This is a genomic window from Aureimonas sp. ME7 (genome assembly GCF_903970965.1).
Lineage (GTDB): Bacteria > Pseudomonadota > Alphaproteobacteria > Rhizobiales > Rhizobiaceae > Aureimonas.
The window spans coordinates 21,861-45,639 of the sequence record NZ_CAJCKW010000003.1 but is presented as its reverse complement, the minus strand read 5'-3'; the positions used below and the strand labels follow the sequence as shown (position 1 = coordinate 45,639).

Here is a 23,779-nt window from a genome sequence, read left to right as displayed (position 1 = left end):
GATGCCGGGCGAGAAAACCTCTCGCCCTCCCCGCCCATTCGCGCGAAGGTGGCCCCATGCCTCGTGTCCTCGCCCTCCTGCCGCTTCTTCTGGCCGCCGCCCTCTCCACCGTCGCGCCCGCCGGGGCCGAGCCGCTGCGGCTTCGCACGAACTACACCATCTCCTTGATCGGGCTCCCGGTCGGGCGCGCCGAGTTCCGCACGCGCATCGACGGCCAGCGCTACGACGTTTCGGGCACGCTCTCCTCGGCGGGGCTTGCCGAACTCGTGTCCTCGACGCGCGGCACGAGCTCGGTTTCGGGCCGGGTGCGCGGCGACCGGCTCCTCGCCGAGCGCTACAAGCTCGCCTATACCAGCGACGGCAAGTCCTGGTCGAGCGACCTGCGGCTGCGCTCCGGACGCGTCTCGGGGGTGGACGTCGCCCCGCCGGCGCGAACGCCCGCGCCCGCCGACTTCATTCCCGTCAAGCCCGCCGAGCTCGCAGCCGTCGTCGACCCGTTGAGTGGGCTGATGATCAAGCCGGGCAAGCCGGAGGACCTGTGCCGGCGAACGCTCCCCGTCTTCGACGGCTGGACCCGCCTCGATCTGCCGCTGAGCCCCGCCGGCACCAAGCCGGTGCGCACGGAAGGCTTCGCGGGGGATGCCGTGGTGTGCTCCACGACGGTTCGCCCCGTCAGCGGCTATCGCACCTCGTCCAACGGCCTGAAGTTCCTGCGCGGCAAGCGGATCGAGCTCTGGTTCGCCCCGGTGCGCGATACCGGCATCTATGCGCCGGTGCGCGTGCGCATCCCGACCGAGGTCGGGCCGCTGACGCTGTCCGCCTCGCGGTTCGCGGCGCCGGACGCCTAGAGCGTGAGCGTGCCCTCGATCAGAATCTGCGTCTCGCCGCCGACGAGGACGCGGCCGGCCCCGTCGCGGCGAACGTGGACGCGGCCGAGCCGGCCGATCCGGGTGCCCTGGGCCACGGTGTAGGCTTCGGGCAAGCGCCCTTCGGCCTCCATCCAGCGGGCGAGCGCGGCGTTCAGCGATCCGGTGATCGGGTCCTCCTTCACGCCGTGCCAGATATCGATCATCCGCACTTCGAAGTCCGCCGGGCCGCCGGGCCCATGGGGGCCGATCAGCCCGATCCCGCGCTCGTCGGGAAACGAGGCGCCGGTGGCGTCCGCCGCGAGAACCGCGTCCGCATCCCTGAGTTCGATCGCGATCCAAACCGGGCCGTTGGTGAGGCGGGCGGTGCGCACGACATCCGCCGGATCGACGCGCAGGGCGTCCAGGGCCTCGGTCAGCGCTTGCGGCTCCAGCGCCTCGATCCGCGTCGGCGGTGCGACGAAGGCGGGAATGGCGCCGCTCCGGTCGATCTCGACGATGCCGATCGCGCATTCCTGGCGAATCAGGGAAGCATCCTTCGGCACGCCCCCGGCATGGAGCCAGGCGGCGCAACTGCCGAGCGTCGGATGGCCGGCAAAGGGTAATTCGCGCGTCGTCGTGAAGATGCGCACCCGGTAGTCGGCCAGCGCCGGATCGCTCGGGGGCAGAAGAAAGGCGGTCTCGGCCAGATTCGTCCAGACCGCGAAGCGCTGCATGGCCTCCGTATCCAGCCCGTCCGCGTCGAGCACCACGGCCAGGCCGTTGCCGCGCCCGGGAACGGCGGTGAAGACGTCGCACTGGATGAAGCGCCGCTGCATGATCGAACTCGCCCGATATTGGTCCCGGATCCGCTTATGGACCGGAGCGCCGGGGGCGTCCATCGCCGCACCGGCCGGTTTGACCCCGGCTCCCGCCTCCTCTACGGCCGGGCGAGCAGGGTTCGGGAGCGGCGAGATGGCGACGGCATTCGGTTTTCTGGCGATTCTGATGTGGTCGCTCCTGGCGCTGCTCGCGGCGCGCAGCGGCGCCGTGCCCCCGTTCCAGCTCGCCGCCATGAGCTTTGCGATCGGCACCCTCACCTGCCTCGCGCCGCTTCTGCGGCAGGGCGCCAGCCTTTCGGTGTTCCGCCAGCCGCCCGCCGTCTGGCTGCTCGGGATCGGGGGCCTCTTCGGATACCACGCGCTCTACTTCTCGGCGCTGCGCGCGGCGCCCGCCGTGGAGGCCAGCCTCATCTGCTATCTCTGGCCGCTCCTGATCGTCCTCGGCTCCGCCGCCCTGCCGGGCGAGCGGCTGCGCTGGTATCACGCGGCCGGCGCGCTTGTCGGCCTTGCCGGCACCGCGCTTCTGATCGGGGGGAGAGGCGGGGGCGTGTCGTTTTCGGGGGAGTACGCCTTCGGCTACGCCTTGGCCGGCGTCGCCGCGCTCTTCTGGTCGGGCTACTCGCTTCTGTCGCGTCGCTTCGCGGGCGTTCCGAGCGAGGTCGTCGGCGGCTTCTGCGCGGCCACCGCGCTTCTCTCCCTCGTCTGCCACCTCCTGTTCGAGACCACGGTCTGGCCTTCCGCCCCCGGCGAATGGATCGCGCTCACGCTTCTCGGGCTCCTGCCGGTCGGCGCCGCCTTCTTCTGCTGGGATGTCGGGGTGAAGCGGGGCGACATCCAGCTTCTGGGCGCGGCGAGCTATGCCGCGCCGATCCTGTCGACGCTGGCGCTGGTGGCCTTCGGCGAAGCACCGCTGTCCCCCACCGTCCTCCTGGCCGCCGCGATGATCACCGGCGGGGCCGCGCTCGCAGCCCTTCCCGTGTTCCGACGCCTCTCGGGCTTCTGATCAGCGCGCGCCGGGCGCGCGCGGGGTCGGGCGCCAGCCGGGGGGCGCCATCTCGAAGCTCTGGAACGTGAAGCCCGGCGCGACGGTGCAGGTCACGAGCGTCCATTCGCCAAGGCTCGTCGCCGTCTGCCACCAGCCGGCCGGCACGGTGAACTGCGGCGCCTCCCCCGTCAGGACGCCATTGCCCAAACGATGCGCGGCGGCGTCGTGCCCGTTGGGCGAGACGGTGAGGACGAGCGGCGCGCCCGCATGCCAGGCCCAGGTCTCCGCGGCGTCCCGCACCCGGTGCCATTCCGAGGTCTCGCCGAGATCGAGGAGGTAGTAGATCGCGGTGGAGCGCGCCCGGCCCGTCTCGTCCACCGCCGTGTCGCGAAAGGTCTCGCGATACCAGCCGCCTTCGGGATGGGCTTCGAGACGCAGCGCCGAGATGACGTCGCGCGCTCTCAATAGCCGTTCCTCTTCTCGCGTAGCGCCGCGAACACGGAAACCGGGTCCTCCCCCGCCATCCCGAACGCCGCCTGCAGGTCGGGATCGTCGGCGCGCAGGAACGGGTTGGTGCGCTTTTCGCGCCCGAGCGGCACCGGCAGCGTCGCCTCGCCGCGAACGCGCAAGGCCTCCACCTCCTTCACCCGCTCCTGGAGGAGGAGATTGCCGGGATCGACATCCACGGCGAAGCGCGCGTTGGTGGCGGTGTATTCGTGGCCGCAATAGAGCATCGTCTCGTCGGGCAGGGCGCGAAGCCGCCGGAGGCTCGCCCACATGGTCGCCGCATCCCCCTCGAACAGGCGGCCGCAGCCGAGCGAGAACAGGGTGTCGGCCGCAAACAGGGCGCCGGCCGCCGGCACATGATAGGACACCTCGCCCGCCGTGTGGCCCGGCGTGTCGATGACGTGGACGTCGAGGCTGCCGATGCGGATCGTCTCGCCGCCCCGCACCGCGCGATCGAGCCCCGGGATCTTCGCCCGCTCGCCGGCGGGGCCGACGATCTCGGCGCCGAAGCGCGCCTTCAGCGCCTCGTTGGCCGCCACGTGGTCGTTGTGGTGGTGGGTCGTCAGGATATGGGTGAGCCGCCAGCCCTCGCGCTCCAGCGCCGCCACGATCGGCCCTTCCTCCGGCGCGTCGATCGACAGGGTGACGCCGCCCTCCGCGTCGTGAAGGAGGACGCCGAAATTGTCGCTTCGGCAGGTGAACTGGCGGATGGAGGCGGCGGACATCGATAAACCCTCGCGAGGCTGCGTTCACGCGCTAGTTAGGGCGAAGCGCTGGCTCGTCCCGGACTCGGCATGATATCTCGTGGCACCGGCGACTGGAGGCGGATCCCGCATGGCGCATGTCAACGCCGACATCGTCGACCTTCGCGACTTCTACGCTTCGCGGCTGGGCGAGGCCTGCGTGCGCTCGCTCGCCATGGCGCTCTCCCCCGTGTGGAAGCCGATCCGCGAGGAGCGCCTGGTGGGCCTCGGCTACGTCACCCCCTATCTCGACCGGCTGACGGGCGACGCCGAGCGGACGCTGGCCTTCATGCCGGCCGCGCAAGGAGCGGTGAACTGGCCGCTTGGGCGCCCCTCGCTCGCCGCCCTCGTCCACCCCGCCGAACTGCCGCTCGGCGACGCGTCGGTGGATCGCATCCTGATGGTGCACGCGCTGGAATTCGCCGAGGACCCGGCCGAGACCTTGAGCGAAGCCTGGCGCGTCCTGGCGCCCGGCGGGCGGCTCGTCATGGTCCTGCCGAGCCGGCAGGGCGTCTGGGCGCGCTTCGAGCACACGCCCTTCGGCTTCGGGCGGCCGTGGTCGCGCGGCCAGGCGACGCGCCTCCTGCGCGACACGCAGTTCACGCCCGCCGGCTTTTCCGAGGCGCTTCTCTTCCCGCCCTTCCGCCGCGCCGGGCTCCTGAACCTCGCCGGTCCCTGGGAGCGGGCGGGCCGGCGCCTGTGGCCGATGTTCGCCGGCGCGATCGTGATCGAGGCGGTCAAGCTCGTGTATCGCGGCATACCGGTGACGAGCCGCGAGCGAAGCCGCATCCGCGCCATGCGCCCCGTTCTCCTGCCGCAGGGGGCCCCCTCGCCGGCGCTGCACCTCGACGCCGACGCCTGAGCTTCCTAACTCTCGCCCATCAACCGCTGGAAGGAGCGTACCGATGGAACAGCGAAAGCTCGGGTCCGACTTGAGCGTCTCGGCGCTCGGTCTCGGCTGCATGGGCATGTCGGAATTCTACGGCGAAGGGGACGAGGGCGAATCGCTTTCGGTGATCCACCGCGCGCTGGATCTCGGCGTCACGTTCCTCGACACGGCCGACATGTACGGCGTGGGGCGCAACGAGGAGCTTCTGGCCAAGGCGCTGAAGGGCAGGCGCGACCGGGTGGTGCTGGCCACCAAGTTCGGCAACGTGCGCGGGCCGAACGGCGAGCGCCTCGGCATCAACGGGCGGCCGGACTACCTGCGCCGCGCCTGCGACGACAGCCTGCGGCGCCTCCGGGTCGATCACATCGACCTCTACTACCAGCACCGCGTCGATCCCGGCGTTCCGATCGAGGACACGGTGGGCGAGATGGGTCGGCTCGTGGAACAGGGCAAGGTTCGCCATCTCGGGCTGTCGGAAGCCTCGCCCGCAACGATCCGCCGCGCCCACGCGACCCATCCGATCGCCGCCCTCCAGACGGAATACTCGCTGTGGAGCCGCGACCCGGAGGCCGAGATCCTGCCGGTTCTGCGCGAGCTCGGCATCGGCTTCGTGCCCTATTCGCCGCTGGGGCGCGGCTTCCTGACGGGGCGCTTCGAGAAGCCCGAGGATCTGCCCGAAGGCGATTTCCGCCGCGACAGCCCGCGTTTTTCCGGTGAGAACTTCGCCCGAAATCTCAAGCTCGTGGACACGGTCAAGGCGATCGCCCGGCGGCGCGGTGCCACGCCCTCGCAGCTGGCGCTCGCCTGGGTGCTGGCGCAGGGGTCCGACATCGTGCCGATCCCCGGCACCAAGCGCATGCGCTATCTCGAGGAGAACGCGGAGAGCATTCACGTGGACCTGACGGCCGACGATCTCGCGGAGATCGACGAGGCGTTTCCCGTGGGGGTGGCGGCCGGCCAGCGCTATGCGGACGGGGGGATGAAGACGGTCGGGCTCTGAAAGCCCGATCCTTCTCGCGCCTCGCGTGCCCAGCCCATCACGGACCGGGCCTTCCGCAACGTGATCCGGCCCCGCCAAGGCTTCGTCCTTGCGATGCAAACCGAATGTTGATGAAATTCTTATACAACGTGAAGGCGACGTCGTAGGGATCGCCTCCATGCTTCTTCACATGCCGACGTTCCATGTGGTGTTCGCGTCGATCGCTTCGGTCGCGGCGATCATGCTCTTCGTGGAATGGCGCCGAACCAAACTTCGCGCCGTCGCCCTTTGGGCGATCAGCTTTCTCGTCGTCGGCGGCATGGAGCTCGCCACCCTCGCCTTCAACGGGGCGGAGGGCTGGCGCGTCGTCGCGAACCCGGCCCTGCGTCTGTTCTTCTTCGGCCTGCTGCTGCACGGAAGCCTGGTCTTCACCGGTCGGCGCGGCTCGGCTCTCCCGTTTCTGCCGGCCGCCCTCTGGATGGGCACGTGGCTTCTCCAGTGGCACGACATGCCGCTCGGCGAGAGCGAGGGGCAGCGCCAGCTCGCCACCTCGATCGCCTTTGCCGTCCTGTGTGCCGGCACATCCTGGATCTTCGGGACGCAGCGCCCGCAGACCATCTCCAGTCGCGGCCTGGCGATCCTGTTCGCGCTTCACGGCGCGATCATCACCTCGCGCATCATCCTCGCCGGGTCGATCACCCTGCCGCCCGGAACGGCGGCCAGCGATCTCGTCCCCACCCTGTATCTGATGGAAGCGATCGTCTTCGTCTCCATCGCCTCGCACCTGTTCGTGAGGGCCGCGCAGGACGCGGCGGCGAGCCGCTGGCGGATCGCCGCCGAGATCGATTCCCTCACCGGCGTCCTGTCGCGGTCGGCGTTTCTGGAGATCGCCGCCAAGCGGGCGACGACCACGAGCGGCGCGGTTCTCGCGATCGTCGATCTCGATCACTTCAAGTCGATCAACGACGAGTTCGGCCACGCCGTCGGAGACGAGACGCTGCGCGTCTTCGCGCGGACCGTCTCGGCGGCCGTCGGCCAGGGCAGCGTGGTGGGGCGCCTCGGCGGCGAGGAGTTCGCCGTCGTCGTGGAGGCCGATCCTGCGCAGGCGGTGCCGCGGATCGCGCTGTCCCTCCAGATGTTCACGCAGACGGCGGGCGCTCTCCTGCCCATTCCCCGCCCGGTCACGGCCAGCGCGGGCGTCGTGCCCCTCCATGCCGACCTCGACACCGTGCTCCTCAAGGCGGACGCCGCGCTCTACCGGGCGAAGGCGAACGGGCGAAACCGGGTGGAGACGATCGAGACCGACCCCGCGCCTCGCTTCGTCAAGACCGCCGTCAGGGCGCCGGCGACGACCTGAACCGCCGGGGCTGCAGCGTTTCAGCGCTTCAGGACGAACACCGCCTGCGAGCCGAAGAGGTTCCAGAACCACCACGGCATGCTCATGCCGATCCGCTGGCCCGAAGCGTCGAGCGCGATGGCGCTTTCCACCTCGGCCCCGACCTCGCGCGTCAGTTCCACGAAGTCGCGGATGGTGCAGAAGTGGATGTTGGGCGTGTCGTACCAGGAATAGGACAGGCTCCGCGTCACCGGCATCCGCCCCTTGAAGAACAAGGAGGAGCGGACGGACCAATGGCCGAAGTTCGGAAAGGACACGATCGCGCGGCGTCCGATGCGCAGGAGTTCGGCGAGCACCAGCTTCGGATTCTCGGTCGCCTGGATGGTCTGCGACAGGATGGCGTAGTCGAAGGCTCCGTCGGGGTAATGGACGAGATCCCGGTCGGCATCGCCCTGAATAACCGACAGGCCGCGCCGGACGCAGGCGTTGACGCCGGGCTGCGACAATTCCATGCCCCGCGCGTCGATGCCGCGATGGGTCTGCAGCATCTCCATCAAGGCGCCGTCGCCGCAGCCGACATCCAGAACCCGCGTCCCGTCGGCGACGAGGGCCGCGATCGTCTTCAAATCGACGCGCGCGCTGGCGTCCTCGAACGCGACGCCCGCCACGGTGGGAACTGGGGCTTCCTTTATCGCGCTCACAGGAGCCCCCTCGCCTTGGCCGCCGAGGACACGAAGCCCTGCACCGCGCCCGCAAACTCCGGCTCGTCCAGAAGAAACGCGTCGTGGCCCTTGTCGGTCTCGATCTCGACGAAGGAAACCGACGCCGCGTTGGCATTGAGCGCATGGACGACGGCCCGGCTTTCCTCCGTCGGAAACAGCCAGTCCGACGAGAAGGACACGAGGCAGAAGCGCGTCCGGGCACCTCGGAACGCGTCCGCCAGCCGACCGCCGTGCTCGGCGGCGATGTCGAAATAGTCCATCGCCCGGGTCAGGTAGAGATAGGCGTTGGCGTCGAACCGGTCGACGAAGGCGCTTCCCTGATGGCGCAGGTAGCTTTCGATCTGGAAATCGGCCTCGAACCCGTAGCCGAGCTTGTCGCGGTCCTGGAGGTTGCGCCCGAACTTGCGATGGAGCGCGGCCTCCGAAAGATAGGTGACGTGCGCGGCCATGCGCGCGACAGCGAGCCCCTTGTGGGGGCGAGCGTCGTGCTGGAGATAGTGCCCGCCGCGCCAGTCCGGGTCGGCCATGACCGCCTGCCGGCCGACCTCGTGGAAGGCGATGTTCTGCGAGGAATGGCGCGCGCCGGTGGCGATCGGGAGCGCGGCGAAGACGCGTTCCGGATAGGCCACCGTCCACTGGAGGCACTGCATGCCGCCCATGGAGCCGCCGATCACGGCGAAGAGCTGGTCGATGCCGAGCCGGCTGACCAGCATGCCTTGCGCCCGCACCATGTCGCCGATGGTCAGCACCGGCAGGTCGAGCGCGTAAGGCAGCCCCGTCGCGAGGTTGATCGAGGCCGGTCCCGTCGAGCCCATGCACGAGCCGATGACGTTGGAGCAGATCACGAAGAAGCGGTCGGTGTCGATCGGCTTGCCCGGCCCGATCAGCGAGGACCACCAGCCCGGCTTGCCGGTCACCGGGTTGGGGCTCGCCACGTACTGGTCGCCGGTCAGCGCGTGGCAAACGTAGATGGCGTTGGACTTCTCGGCGTTCAGCTCGCCATAGGTCTCGTAGGCGATGTGAAACGGCGAAAGGGTGCGCCCGCCGTCGAGCCGGAGCGGCTCGTCTTCCCCGAAGAAGGCGACCTTGGAGGACGGCTGGCGCGCTTCGCGGGCGCTCAAGCTCTCCTGCGTGACGGGATCGGCGATGATGGACATGGCTCGTGCTATCGCCAGACGTCCGCCAAAGCAACGCATCTTTGCGCGCTTGCCTCGACAGGAAGGGCGGGCGGCGCTATGCGCCAAGCGATTCCTCGCGATTTTCGCAAGTCTTCGACGAACCACAGGATCTCCCATGTCGAACTCCAGCGCGCGTCCAACGCCCAAACCCGGCGTTCTCGACATCGAAGCCTATGTGCCGGGCAAGAGCCGGGCGCCGGACGGCGTCAAGCTGCACAAGCTGTCGTCGAACGAGACGCCCTTCGGGGCGTCGCCGAGCGTGCAGGACGCGCTGCGCTCCGTCGCCGGCCATCTCGAACTCTACCCCGACGGGCAGGCGGGCGCCCTGAAGAGCGCGATCGCGAAGGCCCATGGTTTGGAGCCTCAGCGCATCCTGTGCGGCAACGGATCGGACGAGCTTCTGGGGCTCCTGGCGCAGGCGTTCCTGGCGCCGGGCGACGAGGCGATCCACACCGAGCACGGGTTCCTGGTCTACGACATCTACATTCGCGCGGCGGGCGCGACGCCCGTGGTGGCGCGGGAACGGGACGAGCGCGCCGACGTCGACGCGATTCTTGGCCGCGTTTCGGCGCGCACGAAGATCGTGTTCCTCGCCAATCCGAACAACCCGACCGGCACCTACCTGCCGGAAGGTGAGATCCGCCGCCTTCATGCTAGCCTGCCCTCGCATGTGGTCTTGGTGCTCGACGCGGCCTATGCCGAATACGTCCGGCGCGAGGACTACATATCCGGGCTCGAACTCGTCGAAGAGTTCGACAACGTCGTGATGACGCGCACTTTCTCCAAGATCCACGGCCTTGCCGCGCTTCGCATCGGCTGGATGGTCGGCCCGGAGGCGATCGTCGACGCGCTCGACCGCATTCGCGGCCCCTTCAACCTCAACGCCATGGCGATCGCGGGCGGCGCGGCGGCGATCGCGGACCGCGAGCACGTCGAGAAGAGCGTGCGCTTCAACGACGAGTGGCTGGAAAAGCTGACGCGCGGACTTACCGCGCTCGGCCTTCGCGTCACCCCATCGGTCGGCAACTTCCTGCTCGTGCACTTCGCCGATGAAGCAGGGCGCACGGCGGCGGACGCCGACGCGTTCCTGACCACGCGCGGCTTCATCCTGCGCCGCGTGTCGGGCTACGGTTTCCCGAACGCGCTGCGCCTGACAATCGGCTCGGCGGAGGCCAACGAAGGGGTTCTCGTCGCGCTTGGCGAGTTCCTGCGCGCATGAGCGAGCCCCTGTTCGACAAGATCGCTCTGATCGGCATCGGCCTCATCGGCTCCTCCATCGCCATCAACATCCGCGACCGGGGCCTTGCCCGCCACGTGGCAATCGCCACGCGCCGCGAGGCGACGCTGCGCCGCGCCGAGGAACTGCGACTCGGCACGAGCTACCATCTCGACCCGGCCGATGCGGCCGAGGGTGCCGACCTCGTGATCCTGTGCCTGCCGGTCGGCTCCTGCGGGGCGGCGGCGGCGGCCATCGCGCCGCGTTTGAAACCCGGCGCCATCGTGTCCGACGTCGGCTCTGTGAAGGGTGCCGTGGTCGACCAGATGCGCCCGCACCTACCGGCCCACGTCCATTTCGTGCCCGGCCACCCGATCGCGGGCACCGAGCAGTCCGGCCCGGACGCCGGCTTCCTTGAGCTTTTCGAGAACCGCTGGACGATCCTCACCCCGCTTCCCGAAACCGACGAGGCGGCGACCGAGCGCCTGCGTAACCTATGGCTTGCGACCGGCGCGATGGTCGAGGTGATGACGCCCGAGCACCACGACCTCGTGCTCGCCATCGTCTCCCACGTGCCCCACCTCATCGCCTACAACATCGTCGGCACGGCGGCGGACCTCGAAACGGTGACGCAGTCGGAGGTCATCAAGTTCTCGGCCTCCGGCTTTCGCGACTTCACGCGCATCGCCGCGTCCGACCCGACCATGTGGCGCGACATATTTCTGACCAACCGCGAGGCGGTGCTGGAAATGCTGGCGCGCTTTTCGGAGGATCTCGCCTCGCTCCAGCGTGCCATCCGCTGGGGCGACGGGGAGGCGCTGTTCGACCTCTTCACCCGCACGCGCACGATCCGCCGCTCCATCGTCCAGGCCGGCCAGGACACGGAGGAGGCCAATTTCGGCCGCCTCAAGCCGCGCAAGGACCCTTGGAACGAAGGCGCACCCGGCGAATAGGAATCAGATGCGCGGCAGGCGGCCGAGCGGAATGAAGCCGAGCCGCGCTTCGCCGTCGCGCACCTGGATGTCGAGGATCGTGCGCCCGTTCTCCTCGCGCCCGGCAAGCCCGATGCCGCCCGCCACCGTCGAGGCGATGCCGGCCGAGCCCGGCACGAGAGCGGCGACGAGCGCCGCGATCGCCTGCGGGTTCTCGACGCCGACGCGAAAGTCGCCGGACACCTCGCCCGTTTCCGCCACGCGGTAGGGCCCGGAGATCTCGAGAACGGCACCCACGGACGACTGGAGCCGCAGCGAACGCACGACGCCCGCCTCGCCGCGCAGCGCCGGGCCGATCTGCCCCCCCGGCACGCCGTCGCGCAGCCAGCCGGCCGCCCCGTCCACCGTCAGGTCGGCGGACAGGTCGAAGGCGGGAATCTCGCCGAGCGCCGGAATGGTGGCGACGACGGCCGCGTCGGAAAAGGCGAAGTCCAGCGCCGCGCCGTTCTGACGGGCATGGGCCTCCAGCCGGTCGGAGCGGGCGAGCGGCGTCAGGGCGCCGGCCTCGGCGACGACCGAAACCACCGGTGCGTCCACCGCGATCGAGACGCGCTCCAAGCCTTGCGTCCACAGGCTGGTGGAGGCCTGCGCCAACGACCAGTTCACGTCGAGCGGCGGCAGGTCGGGCGCCGACACGCGCAAGGGGCCGGCGAGCTCGGCGACGATATGGGAGGGCGCGTAGACCTGCGCCGCCGTGCGAAGCGAGCCGCCGGACAGGCGGATGCCGTTTTGCGGCGCATCGACGCCCACCGCGTCGCAACGCAGGCCGATGCGAAAGGGGTAGCCGAAGACGGCGTGGTTGTCGCAGGTGATCGCCGTGCCGCCGCCGGCCGAGGCGTCGAGCGCGGAGGCGACGCGCCGGTCGAGCTCGCCCGCCAGATAGTACCACGCGCCGGTCAACGCCGCCGCCAGGACGATCACCAGCGCGAAGACGCCGGCAAACACGCGGCTTGCCGCGGAGCGACGACGCACGGGCTCGCCATACCCCCTTGACCTTGCCATCGCTCGCATCCTTTCTCTCGCCCTCGAACCGGCGTCTTCATGAAGGACTGCCCGAGGGAATGGCAAGAGCGATGGATGACTTGTGGGTGTTCGCCTACGGCTCGCTGATCTGGCGGCCGGGCTTCGAGTACGAGGAGCGGGCAAAGGCCCGGCTCGCCGGGTTCCATCGTTCGCTCTGCATCTATTCCCACGTCCACCGGGGAACGCCCGAGCGCCCCGGCCTCGTGTTCGGGCTGGATCGCGGCGGCTCCTGCGTCGGCATGGCGTTCCGCGTGGGCGGAGCGCGGCGCGAGGAAACGGTCGCCTACCTGCGCGAGCGCGAGCTCGTGACCAACGTCTATCTGGAAACCACGCTTCCCGTTCGCCTGGAGGACGGGCGCTCGGTGCGCGCGCTCGCCTACGTGGTGGATCGCGGCCATACGCAATATGCCGGGCGGATCGGCATCGCGGAAGCCGCCGCGCTGGTCGCCCGCTCGCACGGGCAGTCCGGCCCGAACGACGAATACGTGCGCTCCGCCCTCACCGAGATCCAGGCCATGGGCCTCAGCGACCGCTGGCTGGAAAGCGTGGTGGCGCGGCTTTAAAGTCCTTGCGTGCCTTCCGGCGCCGTGTGCCGGGGCGCCGGATGAGGATCGTGGCGGGCAAGAAGCTCGGCGACGAGCGGGCTCACCGGCAGGTCCGGCCGCTCCGCATAGGCTTGCTTCAGAAGCGCCAGCGAGCGCTCCTCCACCCGGTCTCGGAGCGCGGCGATGAAGGGCTCACGCGCCAGGCCCGGCGGGATCGGATCCAGGAACTCGGCGTGGATCGTGCCGGGCTGGCGGCGCACCGCCTGACGCGGCCAGAACAGGCCGGAATTCAGCGCCACCGGCACCACCGGCAGGCCGAGCGCGGCATAGAGATAATGGACGCCCGGCCGGTAGTTGGGCGCGGCGCCCGGGGCCGAGCGCGTGCCTTCCGGGAAGATCACGATCTGCCGCCCCTCCCCCAGCGCCTTGCGTGCGCCGGCCAGAAGCGAGGGCAGAACCGCCCCGCGCCGCGAGCGATCCACCGGGATCATCCCCATGCGGCTCGCATACCAGCCGAACACGGGGATGCGCATCAGCTCCTTCTTCAGGATGAAGGTCGGCTTTTCCACCTCGGGGCAAAGCGCGATCACCTCCCAGAAGGACTGGTGCTTGGCGGCGACGAAGCAGGGGCCGGCGGGAATCCGCTCCTGCCCCTCGATGCGCGACGCGGTGCCCGCCACGACGCGCAGGAGCCAGAGGCTGGAGCGCGCCCAGCCCTTGACGATCGCCCAGCACCAGCGCTCCGGCACGAGGAAGAACACCGGCAGATACAGGATCAGCTGGCCGACGAGGTTGGCATAGAACAGGATCTGGAAGAGGACGGAGCGAAACAGCAGCATTCGGGGATCGGAACGGTTGGCCGGGGCGCGCCTCGCCCCCGTCGCCCGTCATACGAGGCTTCGCCCCTGGAGGAAAGGCTCCGGTCAGGGCGCGCGCGACGCCATCCGGTGATGGGTCGAAAGCCCAGGCAGTTCGACCCCGAAGGACAGGCGCGCCTTGACCACCAGAACCTTGGCGTACTCGGTGGCCAGAAGGCGCAGGCCGAGGCGCGTCGGCCAGCCGTCCTGCCGCCAGAGCTTGTCGGGCGAGACGGGATAGGGAACGATCTCGGGCGCCCCCTCGATGCCGCTCATTTCCAGAAGCGAACGCGGGATGTGGTAGTCGCTGGTGACGAGAAGCAGCCGGTCGAACCCGTGCTCGCGCGCCCAGCGCGCCGTCATCTCGGCATTGCCGATCGTGTCCATCGCCTCGTAGTCGAGATCGACGCAGCAATCGATCAGCGCGCGCTCCGTCTCGGTCGCGCGCGCGATCGCGCCCGGGCTCGTGTCCCGGTTGACGCCGCTGATCAGGAGCCGCCGCCCCTGCCCTTCGCGCAGGAGCGAGATCGCCTTGCGAAGGCGCTGCTCGCCCCCCGTCAGCACCACGATCCCGTCGGCTTCGCCCTCCACCGGGGGTGCCGACAAGGCCGCGACGTCGCGCGCGAAGCGCACGAAGCCGCCCGCCAGATAGGCGCTGCCGGCGAGCGCCAGCGCCAGCGCCAGCCATGCGAAGCGGCGCGGCCAACGATTTCCCTTTCGAACGGGGCGGTCAGCCCTCGTCATCGATCGCCTCCCCCGGCACGAATGAACCTCGATCGGTTAATTCCGCGGGGCGACACCGGTTGCATGTCAAGCGCGCTCATCCGTCCACCGGCGAGAGCATGTCGATGGCGGCCAGCTGACTGGTGACGGTGAGACGCGAGGTCACCGCCGTCAGGACGCCGATCAGGACGACGAGGCCGAGCGTGCCGGCATAGCCCCACCAGCCGATGGCGAAGGAGCCGAACAGGGCGTTGATCTGGTCGGCCTCGGGCGTCGCCTGGTTGGCGCGCGTCCACTGCCCGACGGCTAGAAACACGAGGAACGCGCAGAAGCCCCCGACCAGCGCGCCCGTCAGCCCAAGCTTCAGGAAGTGCCGCTGGAACTCGCCGGCGATGAAGCCGCCGCGCGCGCCGACGAAATGGAGGACCTCGATGATGTGCCGGTTGCCCGTCATCGCGCCGCGCGTGGCGAAGACGACGGTCAGGACGGTCGCGATCATCACGAGGGCGAGGATCGCGACCCCGATCAGGACGGTGGCGTGCGCCATGGACACGAGGCGCGACACCCAGGCGCGGTGATCGTCGAGGCTCGCCTGGGGCACGCCCGCACGCACGGCGTCGCGGAGCTTCGCAAAGTCGGGCGGCGCGCGCTCGTCGATGCCCACGATCACGAGACGGGGCACGGGGAGCTCGTTGAGATCGAGCCCCTCGCCGAGCCAGGGCTCCAGAAGCCGGCTTGTGGCCGCGTCGTCGAGGATGCTCGCCGACACGACGCCCGGCGTCGAAAGCGCGATCACCTGGATCTGTTGCAGCGCGCCCGCCATGTCGAGCCCCTCGTCGGGCCGCACCTGGATCGTCACCTCGCGCGCGATCTCGCTCTGCCAGTCCGCCGCCGTGTCGGCCACCAGCGTCACCGCGCCGAGCGTCAGGCTGGCGAGAAAGGTCATGATGGCGATGACGGTCAGGAGCGCGCGGCCCGCGACGTTGCCGGGCGGCACGATCGGGTTCGACCGCGCCTCGCCGCGTCGCCGCCAGCGATCGAGGAGCGCGCGCGGATCAGTCATAGATCTGCAGCCGGCCATCGGCGAGAACGAGGCGGCGCGCCTCGACCTGATCCATCAAGGCGAGGTCGTGCGTGGCGATGACGACGGCCGTTCCCGTCCGGTTCAGCTCCATGAACAGGCGTAGGAGCCGGCGGGCGAGCGGCGGGTCGACGTTTCCGGTCGGCTCGTCGGCGAGAAGAATGTCCGGCCGGTCGATCAGCGCGCGCGCGATCGCCGCGCGCTGCTTCTCGCCACCCGACAGGACCACGGGCGAAGCGTCCATCCGCTCGCCGAGCCCGACCCACTTGATGAGTTCCACGACGTCGTGCCGATAGCTCGCCTCGTCCTTGCCGCGCACGCGCAAGGGGAGCGCGACGTTCTCGTAGGTGGTCAGGTGGTCCAGCAGGCGAAAATCCTGGAACACGACGCCGATGCGCCGGCGGATCGCCGGCAGGTCGGTGCGCCGGAGCGTCGAAGCGTCCTTGCCGAGCACGGTGATCATGCCGCGCGTCGGTTTCAGCGCCAGAAAGAGCATGCGCAGGAGGCTGGTCTTGCCCGCGCCCGAGGGCCCGGTCAGAAACTGAAAGGAGCGCGAGCGGATTTCGAAGGTCAGGTCGCGCAGGACTTCCGGCCCCATGTCGTATCGCAGACCCACGTTCTCGAACCGTATCAAGCCGCCACGCATCCCCTGGAGCTTCCCGCGCGTCGCTCGGAGCGCGGCCTCGCCCTTTCCCTGATCCACCAATCCGGCCGCATTCGGGCCGCGCACCATGCGCACAAGCTTCCGTTAACCATGAGAGCTTAACCGTTCCTGACCAAGCCCTCGAACGGGGCAGTCCGTAGCGGCCGGGAGCCCATCATGGCACGACACGAAACCGCCCCGAGCTTGCGGGCCCCGCGCGCCCAGTTCTGGCGCGAGGCACGCCATCTTGTGATCGAGGGCGAGGCTCGGGTCATCGGGCGAGACACGAGGGGACCCGCCGCATCGCGCGCCGCGCCAGCCGAGCCTGTGTGGGGCTCGGCCCTGCGCGCGGCCGACGCGGCGGCCGCCTCGATGCGCCGCCCGCGCATCGCCCTTCCCGCCGGTCTTGCCTTGTTCGGCCTCGCCGTCCTGCTCCTGGCGCCGGCCGGGCCGGGCGACGGGGCCGGCCATCGGGCGGAAATCGCCCATGCGAGGACCGTACAGTGATCACGCTTCGCGGCAAGTCGCTCGAAGTCCTGTTCTCCGAAGAGGCGATCGCCAGCGAGATCGACCGCCTCGCCGGCGAGATCGCCGCTCGCCGGCCGGACAACCTCCTCGTGGTGGCCGTCCTCAAGGGCTCCTTCGTCTTCGCGGCCGACCTCATCCGCGCGCTCCATCGCCACGGCGTCGCGCCCGAGATGGAGTTCATCTCGCTCTCCTCCTACGGCTCGGGAACGGTCGGCGGCGACGTTCGCATCGTTCGCGACGTGGAAGGGGCGATCGAAGGGCGCAAGGTGCTTCTCGTCGACGACATCCTGGAATCGGGCCGCACGCTTCTCTTCGCCCGCGACCTGATGCTGGCGCGCGGGGCGACCGGTGCCGAGATCGCGGTGCTTCTCGACAAGAGCATGAAGCGCGTCGCGCCGATCGAGGCGGACTATGTCGGCTTCGCGTGTCCGGACCATTTCGTCGTCGGCTACGGCATGGATGTCGGCCACGCGTTCCGCGAGCTTCCCTTCGTCGGGCGGGTCATCGGCTGAGCTTTTCGTGCTTCACCTTCCGTTAGCCCTGTTCGGTAAGGCTTCGCACAAGGATAGGCCTTCATACTCCGGCTTACGGACCGGGTCTTCCCCTCGCGTCCTGTCGGCACCCGCCGGCCGAAGTCAGGAGCAGCGACGCATGGCCCGAATCTTGATTGCCGAAGACGACACCGGCATCCGGCTTCTGGTCGCGCGCGCCCTGCGTCTCGAAGGCCACGATGTCACCGTCGCCGAAGACGGCGAGATGGCGGTCGATATCCTGGCCGAGGAAAACGGCGCCTTCGACCTCCTCCTCTCGGACATCCGCATGCCCGGCATGACGGGGATCGAGCTCGCGCACGCCGCGCACGCGACGTTTGCGGACCTGCCTATCCTCCTGATGACCGGCTATGCCGAGCAGAAGGAGGCCGCCGAGGACCTGTCGGCCTTTATCCTCGGCGTCGTGGAAAAGCCCTTCACCATCGCGGAGATCCGCGGGCGGGTCGCAGCGGCCCTCCGGCAGGGCGCCGGCAATGCCGAGCCCCTGCCTCTTCGCCGCTACGCCTGAGCCCGTTCAGGCGCGGCGCGCGACGAGGAACAGGCGGGGAAAGGCGAGAAGCCGTCGTCCATCGGCACGCCGGGGATAGAGCCTTTCGATGCCCCGCGTGTAGCGATCGGCGAACAGCGCCCGCATCGGGTCGTCCAGCGGATCCAGGAACGGCTTCAGCCCGGTGGACGAGAACCACTGCGTGATCGCCTCGGCACTGTCCATCGGATGGTCGTAGATCGTGGTCCACACATCCGTCTCGGCGGCGAGCGGCGCCAGCCAGTCGTAGTAGCTCGCGCGTGACGGGATGAGTTCCCGCGCTTCGTAGATATCGCCGAGAACGGCGGCGAACGGTTCCTCGCGTGCCAGATCGCGCATGAGAGCCTGTGCGGGCTCGGCCAGGTTGTCCGGCATCTGCGCCGCCAGGAGGCCGCCCGGGCGAACGGTCCGGAAAAGCCGTGGGATCAGCGCTTCGTGGTTCTTCACCCATTGGAGGGCGGCGTTGGAGTAGACGAGATCGAAGGGCGCGTCCGGCGCCCATGTTTCGATATCGGCCTGCGCGAAGCGCACGTTCGGCAACCGCCGCCGCCCCGCCTCCAGCATCGCCTCCGACGTATCGAAACCGATGATCTCGGCCTGCGGAAACCGCTCGGCGAGCAGCATGGTCGAGTTGCCCGGCCCGCACCCCAGATCCGCGATCCGAAGCCCCGCCCCGCCGCCATCCCCCAGCCGGCACCGCGCCAGGAGATCACGCGCCGGCCGCGTCCGCTCGTCCTCGAAACGCGAGTAGAGCGCGGGGTTCCAGTCGGTCATCGGGCAAGCTTTCCGGCAGGTTTTGCTCGTTGCAGCGAGCGGACGAACGAAGCGCCGAAGCGGCGCAGAAGGCGGGAGGCTTCCACCCGGTCCCAGCGCTCACGGCGCTCCGAGATCAGGCATCTCACGAAGTCCCTCGCGGCATGCGCCGCGTATCGCCTGTGCGAGAAAGAGGCGAAGCTGGCGGCCCCCAAGCCGGCGAGTTCGTCCGCAATAGTGCGACTGTCGACGAGGGCGACGCCGCGATGGAACAAGGGAGCCTTGGTGGCGGGATCGGCAAACAGCGTGCCGAGATAGTGCGATGCCGAAAGGACGCTGAACCGACGCGAGCGCGGCTGGAGCACCGGCACGAACAACGGCGTCTGGCATCCCGTTCGCGGAACGAGAACCGTGTTCCCCATCATCCCACGACCCAGAAGTTCGGCGCCGTGACAAGCCGACCCTTCCGCAAAGACGACCGTTTCAGCCTTGCGGTAGTGATCGATCTGCTCGGGATAGGAATGCTCCTCCGGACGGAAGATCGTGAAGCCCTCCCGTGCGAACTGGTGTTCGAGGTATCGCTCGCCCAGGATCCCGCCCGGCACGCCCAATGCCGATCGCGAAACGTAGATCCGCTCCGGCCGCGGCCGATCGCCGAACATCCGATCGAGCCGTCTGGTGGAGTGGGTTCGCAGGAGGTCGAGATAGGCCTCGGTCGGTGGCCCGTTGAGAACGGCGCCCTGTCTGGGGACGAAAAGGTCGTCGACGATCGCGTTTTGATCGAGAACGACGATGTCCTCTTCGCCGACATCCAGAAACTCGAGCACCGAGCGGACATGAGGAGGCAGCCCGGCCCAGTTGCGATGGACCGAATGCCCGCGCGCCGTCACGAAGAGAAGGCGCGAGGGCAGACCTTGCGCCCGTCCGGGCAGGATCCGGTGGACCATCTCGGAAATGAAATGGCCGAAATGGTCGTAGAGCGGCCCGGCATAGGTGAAGCTGCCGGAAAGGCGCTCGTCGTAGTCCGCCCGATCGTCCGGCCGGTCGTAAGGCCTCCACGCTCGCAAGTGCCGGAATTCGGAATGCCGGTCCCCGAGCACGGGGCCGCCTCGGAAGCCGACGGGAAAATCGACGATCGGAGCGGTGAACGCCTGAACCTTCGCATCGCGAAGACGCACGAAGGGAAAGTCCAGCGGCAGGTCAGGTGCGTCCGTCGGCTTCGCCATTTCCACACCGCCCGGTCACATCAGCGCAATCCTCGCGCGCATCGCCTAACCGATCACGGCGTGTGCAGCAAGCGTTCCAGGTATTGCCTCTCCTGCTCGGGGGAAAGCTGGCGGCCGAGGCGGTCGCGGATCTGGTCGAGGATGCGGCGGGCGCGCTGGATGTCGATCTCGTCGGGGACGCCGACGTCCTGACCGAAATCGGGCCCTTGCGTCTGGCGCTCGCGCCCCAGCGGATCGCGCCCCGAGCGCTGCTGGCCGGGCCCGTAGCCCTGCCCGAACTGGCCGGGGCCGGGCTGCTGGCCCTGGCCGGGCTGGCCCGGCTGCTGACCCTGGCCCTGCATCGCCTGCATCTGGTTCATCGCGTCCTGCGCGCCGCGCCGGAGCGCGCTCATCGCTTCGCCCTGCTGGCCGACGGCCTCACCGTCGTCGCCCTGGCCGAGAGCGCCCTCAGCCCGGCCCATGGACTGGCCGGCTTGGCCGAGATCCTCGCTCGGCTGCATGCCTTGGCCCTTCATCGCCTCCTGAAGCGCCTGAAGGTCCTTCTGCAGCTGCCCCTGCTCGGCCTGGAGGCGCTCCTGCATGGCGCGCAGCTCCTCCTCCGACATCGGCGAGCGCTGGCCCGGCTGGCCCTCCCCGCCCTCCTGCCGCTCGGCGGTGCCGCGCTCGTTCTCCATCTGGCGGCGCATCCCCTGGCGGCCGAGTTCGAACGTCTCGTCCATCAGCTTCTGCTGGCGCTGCAGCATCTCGCCGAGCTTGTTCATCTGTTCCTGCATCGGGTTCTGCTGGCCCGACTGCTGCTGGCCGGGATTGGGCCGCATGGCCTGCAGACTGTCCATCATCTCGCGCAGTTCGAAGAGGAGCTGCTGGGCCGCGTCCTTCGAGCCGGAGCGCGCGAGATCCTCGATCCGGTCCAGCATGCGATCGAGATCCTGAGGGCGGATTTCCTGCATCTCGCCCATCTGCGACAGGCTCTGCGGGGGCATGTTGCGCATCGCCTCGGCCATGGCCTGCATATACTCCTGCATGGCCTGACGCAGCTCCTGCATCAGCTTGGCGATCTCTTCCTCGCCCGCGCCGTTCTCCAGCGCCTGAGACAGTTGTTCCTGCAGATCGCGCAGGCGTCGCTCGGTGGCACCGAGATCGCCGTCCTCGATCCCGAGCGCGATCTGCCAAAGGAAATCGACCGCCGATAGGAGCGTCTCGTCATCCTTTGCGTTGGCGACGCGCTCGCGCACGGCGCGCAGCGCCAGATACTGGGATGAGCTGGCGATGAACTCGTCGCCGCGCAGCGTCGCCGCGTCCAGAAGCTCGACGACGCGCGGGGCGGCGTTGGCATCGAGCGCCAGGATGCGCCGCTGCTCCACCACGGCGCGCGCCAAGGGGTCGGCGAAGGGGCGCTCGGGCAGCGTGACCTCCAGCGGCGGCGTTTCTCCGACCTGCCCCGCATCGTCGCGCGCGACCAGGGTCAGCGCCACCTTGGCGCCGGCATAAGGGCTGTCGGCAAGGTTCAGGGTGGTGCGCCCTTCCGCCTCGCCGGCGCGCCGACGCGGCAGCGACAAAGCCGGTTCCGGCGGAGCGATCAGCGCGCGCGCGCCGGGCGCTACCGGCTCGCGAAGGGCGAGCTTCGCCTCGCCGCCGGCGATGCCGTAATCGTCGTTCACGATGAAGGCGAGGTCGAGCGAGCCGTTGCGGCCGGGCTTCGGCTCGCCCTTGAAGGCGATCGTCGGCGCGCGGTCGGGCGTCACCGTGAAGTTCCAGTTGCCGAGCGTGCGGAAGGCGGTGGCGACGCGGGCCGTGCCGCTTCGCTCGAGGCGCTGCTCGTACTCGCCGGGGACGGGGCCATGCGTGACGGCTTCCGCCGCACCATTCCCTTCGGGCGCGGCCGGCTCGATCGCCGCTGCCTCCCCGCCGCCGTCCGGCTGGAAGGTGACCTCGCTGCCCATCCGGTCCGAAAGCCGCAAGGACAGGATCGTGCCCTCGGGCACCTCGATCCAGCGCTCGCCCGGCTCGTCGGCCGACAGAAGGATCGGCGCGCGGCCGGTATAGCCGGGCGGCGTCGCCCAGGCATCGACGCGAACCCCGGCCACGAGCTCGGTGCGCAAGGGCGCCAGCGCGTCCGCGAGCCGCCCGCCGGCGGGACCGAAGGAAAAGGCGAAACCGGTGGCGACCAGAAGAAGCACCAAGGCGCGCAGCCCATAGGGGTCGAGCGCATAGGTGCGGGTGCGCGGCGCGGACGCGCGCAAGGCGCCGAGGCGCTCGGCCATGCGGCGCTGATGCTCTCGCCAAAGGGCGGCGGCGAAGGCATCGCCCGCCGGCACATGGTCGCTTTGCGCCTGGAGGGGCTGATGCGCGAGCGCGCTGTCGGCCTCGATCCGCCGGGCGACGTCGAGACGGCTCGGCCAGCGAACGCCGCGCCCGGCCCAGAGAACGGCGAGAACGAGGGCGCCGAGAGCGCCGAGAATGGCGATCCGGAACCAGTCCGGCACGGCGGCGAAGACGCCGAACCAGCTAACGATCAGGAAGAGGCAAACGAGGCCGCCGAGACGCAGGAGCGTCGGCCAGGCGCGCTCGACCAGGATCGACAGGGCGGCGACGCCGCGCACGCGCATCGACGCGGCGCTCGGCGTCACGGAAGTCGGGGGCGAACGATCCATACCGGCGCTTTCGAAACGGCTGGGAAAGCGGCGCCAATCTCGCGCGCCGTCGCCGCAACCCGTTGCGCGGGCGCCGGGGCATCTTCGTCCCGGCACCGCCTCTGTTCTCGGCAGACTAGCAGCTTTTGAGGCGAAGGCGAGGCGATGACGCGGGCGTGATGCCTGCCGTCACAGCCAGGAGGGGATGCGGTCCAGGGCGATCAGGTCCTCCACCGCGACGCGCGGCCGCACCACGGCGAAGGCGTCGTCCCGAACAAGAACCTCCGGCACCAGGGCACGCGTGTTGTAGGTGGAGGCCTGCACCGCGCCATAGGCGCCGGCCGAGGCGATGGCGAGAAGGTCACCGGCTTGCGCCTCCGGCAGCGAGCGGTCCTTGGCCATGAAGTCGCCGCTCTCGCAGACCGGGCCGACGACGTCCACCGTGGCGTAGGCGGTGTCGCGGTCCGGCTCCACAACGGGGCGGATCTCGTGCCAGGCTTCGTAGAGCGTCGGGCGGATCAGGTCGTTCATTGCCGCATCGACGATCAGGAAGCGGTGGCCCGCCTCTTCCTTCACGTAGATCACTTCCGTCACCAGGATGCCGGCATTGGCCGCGATCAAGCGGCCGGGCTCGAAGATCACCTTGGCGCCGAGATCGCGCACGTGCCGCTTCACCGTTTCGGCATAGGCCGGGGGGCCGGGAGGCGGCTCGTTGGAGTTTCGATAGGGAACGCCGAGGCCCCCGCCGAGATCGATATGGGTGATCGCATGCCCCTTTTCGCGCAGACGCCGCACGAGGGAGGCGAGCTTGGCGAAGGCGAGGTCGAAGGGCTCGAGCTCGACGATCTGCGAGCCGATATGCATGTCGATGCCCGAGACCGTGATGCCGGGAAGCGTGGCGGCCAGATCGTAGATCGCCTCGGCGCGCTCGAAGGCGATGCCGAACTTGTCCGACTTCTTGCCGGTGGAAATCTTGGCGTGCGTCTTCGCATCCACGTCCGGGTTGATGCGGAAGGACACGTGCGCCGTCCGCCCCATCGCACTGGCGCGAGCCGAGATCGCCCGAAGCTCGGGCTCGGATTCGATGTTGAAGCAGAAGATGCCGGCTTGGAGGCCGGCGTCGATCTCGGCCACGGTCTTGCCGACGCCCGAGAACATGATCTTTTCCGGCGGAATGCCGGCAGCGAGCGCGCGCGCGAGTTCGCCTCCCGAGACGACATCGGCGCCCGCGCCGAGCTGGGCCAGCGTGCGCAGGACGGCTTGGTTCGAGTTCGCCTTCATCGCGTAGCAGACGGTCGCGTCGATATCGGCGAAGGCCTCGGCGAAGACACGGTAGTGCCGCGTCAGGGTCGCGGTGGAGTAGCAATAGAAGGGCGTGCCGACTTCGGCAGCGATCTCGCTGACATCGACGCCCTCGGCATGGAGGATGCCGTCGCGGTATTCGAAGTGGTTCATG

The 23,779-nt window shown here is 69.4% G+C and carries 25 protein-coding genes; 11 read left to right on the top strand and 14 right to left on the bottom strand.

The features are described 5' to 3' along the window. The first annotated feature begins 56 nt into the window (after positions 1–56). The gene (locus H7A85_RS06685) at positions 57–848 is read left to right on the top strand and encodes a DUF3108 domain-containing protein (RefSeq protein ID WP_182085150.1); all 792 of its coding nucleotides are present in this window, start codon (positions 57–59) and stop codon (positions 846–848) included. On the opposite strand, the gene H7A85_RS06680 is transcribed toward H7A85_RS06685, so the two are convergent. After that, the gene (locus H7A85_RS06680) at positions 845–1,684 is read right to left on the bottom strand and encodes a PhzF family phenazine biosynthesis protein (RefSeq protein ID WP_182085149.1); all 840 of its coding nucleotides are present in this window, start codon (positions 1,682–1,684) and stop codon (positions 845–847) included. The two genes, H7A85_RS06685 and H7A85_RS06680, sit on opposite strands and share 4 nt — an antisense overlap. 136 nt (positions 1,685–1,820) lie before the next feature. On the opposite strand from H7A85_RS06680, the gene H7A85_RS06675 reads away from it, so the two are divergent. Continuing rightward, positions 1,821–2,690 carry an EamA family transporter gene (locus tag H7A85_RS06675; RefSeq protein WP_182085148.1) on the top strand — a complete coding sequence of 290 codons (870 nt, stop codon included), beginning with the start codon at positions 1,821–1,823 and terminating at the stop codon, positions 2,688–2,690. On the opposite strand, the gene H7A85_RS06670 is transcribed toward H7A85_RS06675, so the two are convergent. Together H7A85_RS06670 and gloB are read right to left on the bottom strand one after the other, a co-directional pair. Further along, complete coding sequence (locus H7A85_RS06670; RefSeq protein WP_182085147.1) at positions 2,691–3,137, bottom strand: cupin domain-containing protein; 447 nt, start codon at positions 3,135–3,137, stop codon at positions 2,691–2,693. Beyond that, the gene (gloB, locus tag H7A85_RS06665) at positions 3,134–3,904 is read right to left on the bottom strand and encodes a hydroxyacylglutathione hydrolase (RefSeq protein WP_182085146.1); all 771 of its coding nucleotides are present in this window, start codon (positions 3,902–3,904) and stop codon (positions 3,134–3,136) included. Before gloB ends, H7A85_RS06670 begins: the two co-directional genes overlap by 4 nt. 109 nt (positions 3,905–4,013) lie before the next feature. Here gloB and H7A85_RS06660 point away from each other — a divergent pair, with 109 nt between their 5' ends. The 3 genes from H7A85_RS06660 to H7A85_RS06650 all read left to right on the top strand — a co-directional run bounded on the left by H7A85_RS06660 (position 4,014) and on the right by H7A85_RS06650 (position 7,147). Next, positions 4,014–4,784, top strand: a complete 771-nt coding sequence (locus H7A85_RS06660) for a class I SAM-dependent methyltransferase (RefSeq protein WP_182085145.1) — start codon at positions 4,014–4,016, stop codon at positions 4,782–4,784. Between the two features lie 43 nt (positions 4,785–4,827). Next, entirely contained in the window at positions 4,828–5,811 is a 984-nt protein-coding gene (locus H7A85_RS06655; RefSeq protein WP_182085144.1) for an aldo/keto reductase, read from the top strand. 157 nt (positions 5,812–5,968) lie between these two features. Next, positions 5,969–7,147 carry a GGDEF domain-containing protein gene (locus tag H7A85_RS06650; protein WP_182085143.1) on the top strand — a complete coding sequence of 393 codons (1,179 nt, stop codon included), beginning with the start codon at positions 5,969–5,971 and terminating at the stop codon, positions 7,145–7,147. Positions 7,148–7,167: 20 nt separating this feature from the next. Here H7A85_RS06650 and metW read toward each other — a convergent pair whose 3' ends face one another. Together metW and H7A85_RS06640 are read right to left on the bottom strand one after the other, a co-directional pair. Further along, positions 7,168–7,818 carry a methionine biosynthesis protein MetW gene (gene metW, locus H7A85_RS06645; RefSeq protein ID WP_244631041.1) on the bottom strand — a complete coding sequence of 217 codons (651 nt, stop codon included), beginning with the start codon at positions 7,816–7,818 and terminating at the stop codon, positions 7,168–7,170. A 5-nt stretch (positions 7,819–7,823) separates the two neighbouring features. Continuing rightward, on the bottom strand, positions 7,824–9,005 hold the full coding sequence (locus tag H7A85_RS06640) for a homoserine O-acetyltransferase (protein WP_182085142.1): 1,182 nt from the start codon (positions 9,003–9,005) through the stop codon (positions 7,824–7,826). A gap of 136 nt (positions 9,006–9,141) precedes the next feature. Between H7A85_RS06640 and hisC the strand changes: the two genes are divergently transcribed. Continuing rightward, positions 9,142–10,245 (top strand): histidinol-phosphate transaminase, encoded by a 1,104-nt coding sequence (hisC, locus tag H7A85_RS06635; RefSeq protein WP_182085141.1) that lies wholly within the window; start codon positions 9,142–9,144, stop codon positions 10,243–10,245. Then, positions 10,242–11,195, top strand: a complete 954-nt coding sequence (locus H7A85_RS06630; RefSeq protein ID WP_182085140.1) for a prephenate/arogenate dehydrogenase family protein — start codon at positions 10,242–10,244, stop codon at positions 11,193–11,195. Before hisC ends, H7A85_RS06630 begins: the two co-directional genes overlap by 4 nt. A gap of 3 nt (positions 11,196–11,198) precedes the next feature. On the opposite strand, the gene H7A85_RS06625 is transcribed toward H7A85_RS06630, so the two are convergent. Next, positions 11,199–12,206 (bottom strand): DUF2125 domain-containing protein, encoded by a 1,008-nt coding sequence (locus H7A85_RS06625; RefSeq protein WP_182085139.1) that lies wholly within the window; start codon positions 12,204–12,206, stop codon positions 11,199–11,201. A gap of 101 nt (positions 12,207–12,307) precedes the next feature. Here H7A85_RS06625 and H7A85_RS06620 point away from each other — a divergent pair, with 101 nt between their 5' ends. Next, positions 12,308–12,820, top strand: coding sequence for a gamma-glutamylcyclotransferase (locus H7A85_RS06620; protein WP_182085138.1), 513 nt, complete (start codon positions 12,308–12,310; stop codon positions 12,818–12,820). Here the strand turns inward: H7A85_RS06620 and H7A85_RS06615 are convergent. From H7A85_RS06615 to ftsE, 4 genes are all read right to left on the bottom strand, one after another. Further along, a complete protein-coding gene (locus H7A85_RS06615; protein ID WP_182085137.1) occupies positions 12,817–13,641 on the bottom strand; it encodes a 1-acyl-sn-glycerol-3-phosphate acyltransferase in 825 nt (274 codons plus the stop codon). The two genes, H7A85_RS06620 and H7A85_RS06615, sit on opposite strands and share 4 nt — an antisense overlap. Positions 13,642–13,725: 84 nt before the next feature. Continuing rightward, positions 13,726–14,403 (bottom strand): YdcF family protein, encoded by a 678-nt coding sequence (locus H7A85_RS06610; protein WP_182085136.1) that lies wholly within the window; start codon positions 14,401–14,403, stop codon positions 13,726–13,728. A gap of 76 nt (positions 14,404–14,479) precedes the next feature. Beyond that, on the bottom strand, positions 14,480–15,445 hold the full coding sequence (locus H7A85_RS06605) for an ABC transporter permease (protein ID WP_182085135.1): 966 nt from the start codon (positions 15,443–15,445) through the stop codon (positions 14,480–14,482). Beyond that, positions 15,438–16,097, bottom strand: coding sequence for a cell division ATP-binding protein FtsE (gene ftsE / locus H7A85_RS06600; RefSeq protein ID WP_182085528.1), 660 nt, complete (start codon positions 16,095–16,097; stop codon positions 15,438–15,440). The genes H7A85_RS06605 and ftsE overlap by 8 nt, the downstream gene beginning before the upstream one ends. Before the next feature lie 186 nt (positions 16,098–16,283). Here ftsE and H7A85_RS06595 point away from each other — a divergent pair, with 186 nt between their 5' ends. The 3 genes from H7A85_RS06595 (at position 16,284) to H7A85_RS06585 (ending at position 17,693) form a co-directional block, all read left to right on the top strand. Beyond that, the gene (locus H7A85_RS06595) at positions 16,284–16,613 is read left to right on the top strand and encodes a hypothetical protein (RefSeq protein WP_182085134.1); all 330 of its coding nucleotides are present in this window, start codon (positions 16,284–16,286) and stop codon (positions 16,611–16,613) included. Then, positions 16,610–17,146: a hypoxanthine phosphoribosyltransferase gene (gene hpt, locus H7A85_RS06590; RefSeq protein WP_182085133.1), complete on the top strand. Its 537-nt coding sequence runs from the start codon at positions 16,610–16,612 to the stop codon at positions 17,144–17,146. The genes H7A85_RS06595 and hpt overlap by 4 nt, the downstream gene beginning before the upstream one ends. A gap of 139 nt (positions 17,147–17,285) precedes the next feature. Then, positions 17,286–17,693, top strand: coding sequence for a response regulator (locus tag H7A85_RS06585; protein WP_182085132.1), 408 nt, complete (start codon positions 17,286–17,288; stop codon positions 17,691–17,693). A gap of 6 nt (positions 17,694–17,699) precedes the next feature. Here H7A85_RS06585 and tam read toward each other — a convergent pair whose 3' ends face one another. From tam to lysA, 4 genes are all read right to left on the bottom strand, one after another. Next, on the bottom strand, positions 17,700–18,485 hold the full coding sequence (gene tam, locus H7A85_RS06580; RefSeq protein WP_182085131.1) for a trans-aconitate 2-methyltransferase: 786 nt from the start codon (positions 18,483–18,485) through the stop codon (positions 17,700–17,702). Then, positions 18,482–19,690 (bottom strand): glycosyltransferase 61 family protein, encoded by a 1,209-nt coding sequence (locus tag H7A85_RS06575; RefSeq protein WP_182085130.1) that lies wholly within the window; start codon positions 19,688–19,690, stop codon positions 18,482–18,484. The genes tam and H7A85_RS06575 overlap by 4 nt, the downstream gene beginning before the upstream one ends. A gap of 53 nt (positions 19,691–19,743) precedes the next feature. Further along, the gene (locus tag H7A85_RS06570; RefSeq protein ID WP_182085129.1) at positions 19,744–22,344 is read right to left on the bottom strand and encodes a TIGR02302 family protein; all 2,601 of its coding nucleotides are present in this window, start codon (positions 22,342–22,344) and stop codon (positions 19,744–19,746) included. Positions 22,345–22,512: 168 nt separating this feature from the next. Then, positions 22,513–23,778: a diaminopimelate decarboxylase gene (gene lysA / locus H7A85_RS06565; protein ID WP_182085128.1), complete on the bottom strand. Its 1,266-nt coding sequence runs from the start codon at positions 23,776–23,778 to the stop codon at positions 22,513–22,515. Position 23,779 lies beyond the last annotated feature (1 nt).

Bases quoted from the DNA above. Each gene is read 5' to 3' on its own strand.
- H7A85_RS06680 (WP_182085149.1), bottom strand. From the start codon at position 1,684: ATGCAGCGGCGCTTCATCCAGTGCGACGTCTTCACCGCCGTTCCCGGG.
- H7A85_RS06620 (WP_182085138.1), top strand. From the start codon at position 12,308: ATGGATGACTTGTGGGTGTTCGCCTACGGCTCGCTGATCTGGCGGCCG.
- hisC (WP_182085141.1), top strand. From the start codon at position 9,142: ATGTCGAACTCCAGCGCGCGTCCAACGCCCAAACCCGGCGTTCTCGAC.
- H7A85_RS06610 (WP_182085136.1), bottom strand. From the start codon at position 14,403: ATGACGAGGGCTGACCGCCCCGTTCGAAAGGGAAATCGTTGGCCGCGC.
- H7A85_RS06570 (WP_182085129.1), bottom strand. From the start codon at position 22,344: ATGGATCGTTCGCCCCCGACTTCCGTGACGCCGAGCGCCGCGTCGATG.
- H7A85_RS06585 (WP_182085132.1), top strand. From the start codon at position 17,286: ATGGCCCGAATCTTGATTGCCGAAGACGACACCGGCATCCGGCTTCTG.
- lysA (WP_182085128.1), bottom strand. From the start codon at position 23,778: ATGAACCACTTCGAATACCGCGACGGCATCCTCCATGCCGAGGGCGTC.
- tam (WP_182085131.1), bottom strand. From the start codon at position 18,485: ATGACCGACTGGAACCCCGCGCTCTACTCGCGTTTCGAGGACGAGCGG.
- H7A85_RS06640 (WP_182085142.1), bottom strand. From the start codon at position 9,005: ATGTCCATCATCGCCGATCCCGTCACGCAGGAGAGCTTGAGCGCCCGC.
- H7A85_RS06685 (WP_182085150.1), top strand. From the start codon at position 57: ATGCCTCGTGTCCTCGCCCTCCTGCCGCTTCTTCTGGCCGCCGCCCTC.
- H7A85_RS06675 (WP_182085148.1), top strand. From the start codon at position 1,821: ATGGCGACGGCATTCGGTTTTCTGGCGATTCTGATGTGGTCGCTCCTG.
- H7A85_RS06650 (WP_182085143.1), top strand. From the start codon at position 5,969: ATGCTTCTTCACATGCCGACGTTCCATGTGGTGTTCGCGTCGATCGCT.
- H7A85_RS06655 (WP_182085144.1), top strand. From the start codon at position 4,828: ATGGAACAGCGAAAGCTCGGGTCCGACTTGAGCGTCTCGGCGCTCGGT.
- H7A85_RS06595 (WP_182085134.1), top strand. From the start codon at position 16,284: ATGGCACGACACGAAACCGCCCCGAGCTTGCGGGCCCCGCGCGCCCAG.
- gloB (WP_182085146.1), bottom strand. From the start codon at position 3,904: ATGTCCGCCGCCTCCATCCGCCAGTTCACCTGCCGAAGCGACAATTTC.
- H7A85_RS06630 (WP_182085140.1), top strand. From the start codon at position 10,242: ATGAGCGAGCCCCTGTTCGACAAGATCGCTCTGATCGGCATCGGCCTC.
- H7A85_RS06575 (WP_182085130.1), bottom strand. From the start codon at position 19,690: ATGGCGAAGCCGACGGACGCACCTGACCTGCCGCTGGACTTTCCCTTC.
- H7A85_RS06660 (WP_182085145.1), top strand. From the start codon at position 4,014: ATGGCGCATGTCAACGCCGACATCGTCGACCTTCGCGACTTCTACGCT.
- H7A85_RS06615 (WP_182085137.1), bottom strand. From the start codon at position 13,641: ATGCTGCTGTTTCGCTCCGTCCTCTTCCAGATCCTGTTCTATGCCAAC.
- H7A85_RS06605 (WP_182085135.1), bottom strand. From the start codon at position 15,445: ATGACTGATCCGCGCGCGCTCCTCGATCGCTGGCGGCGACGCGGCGAG.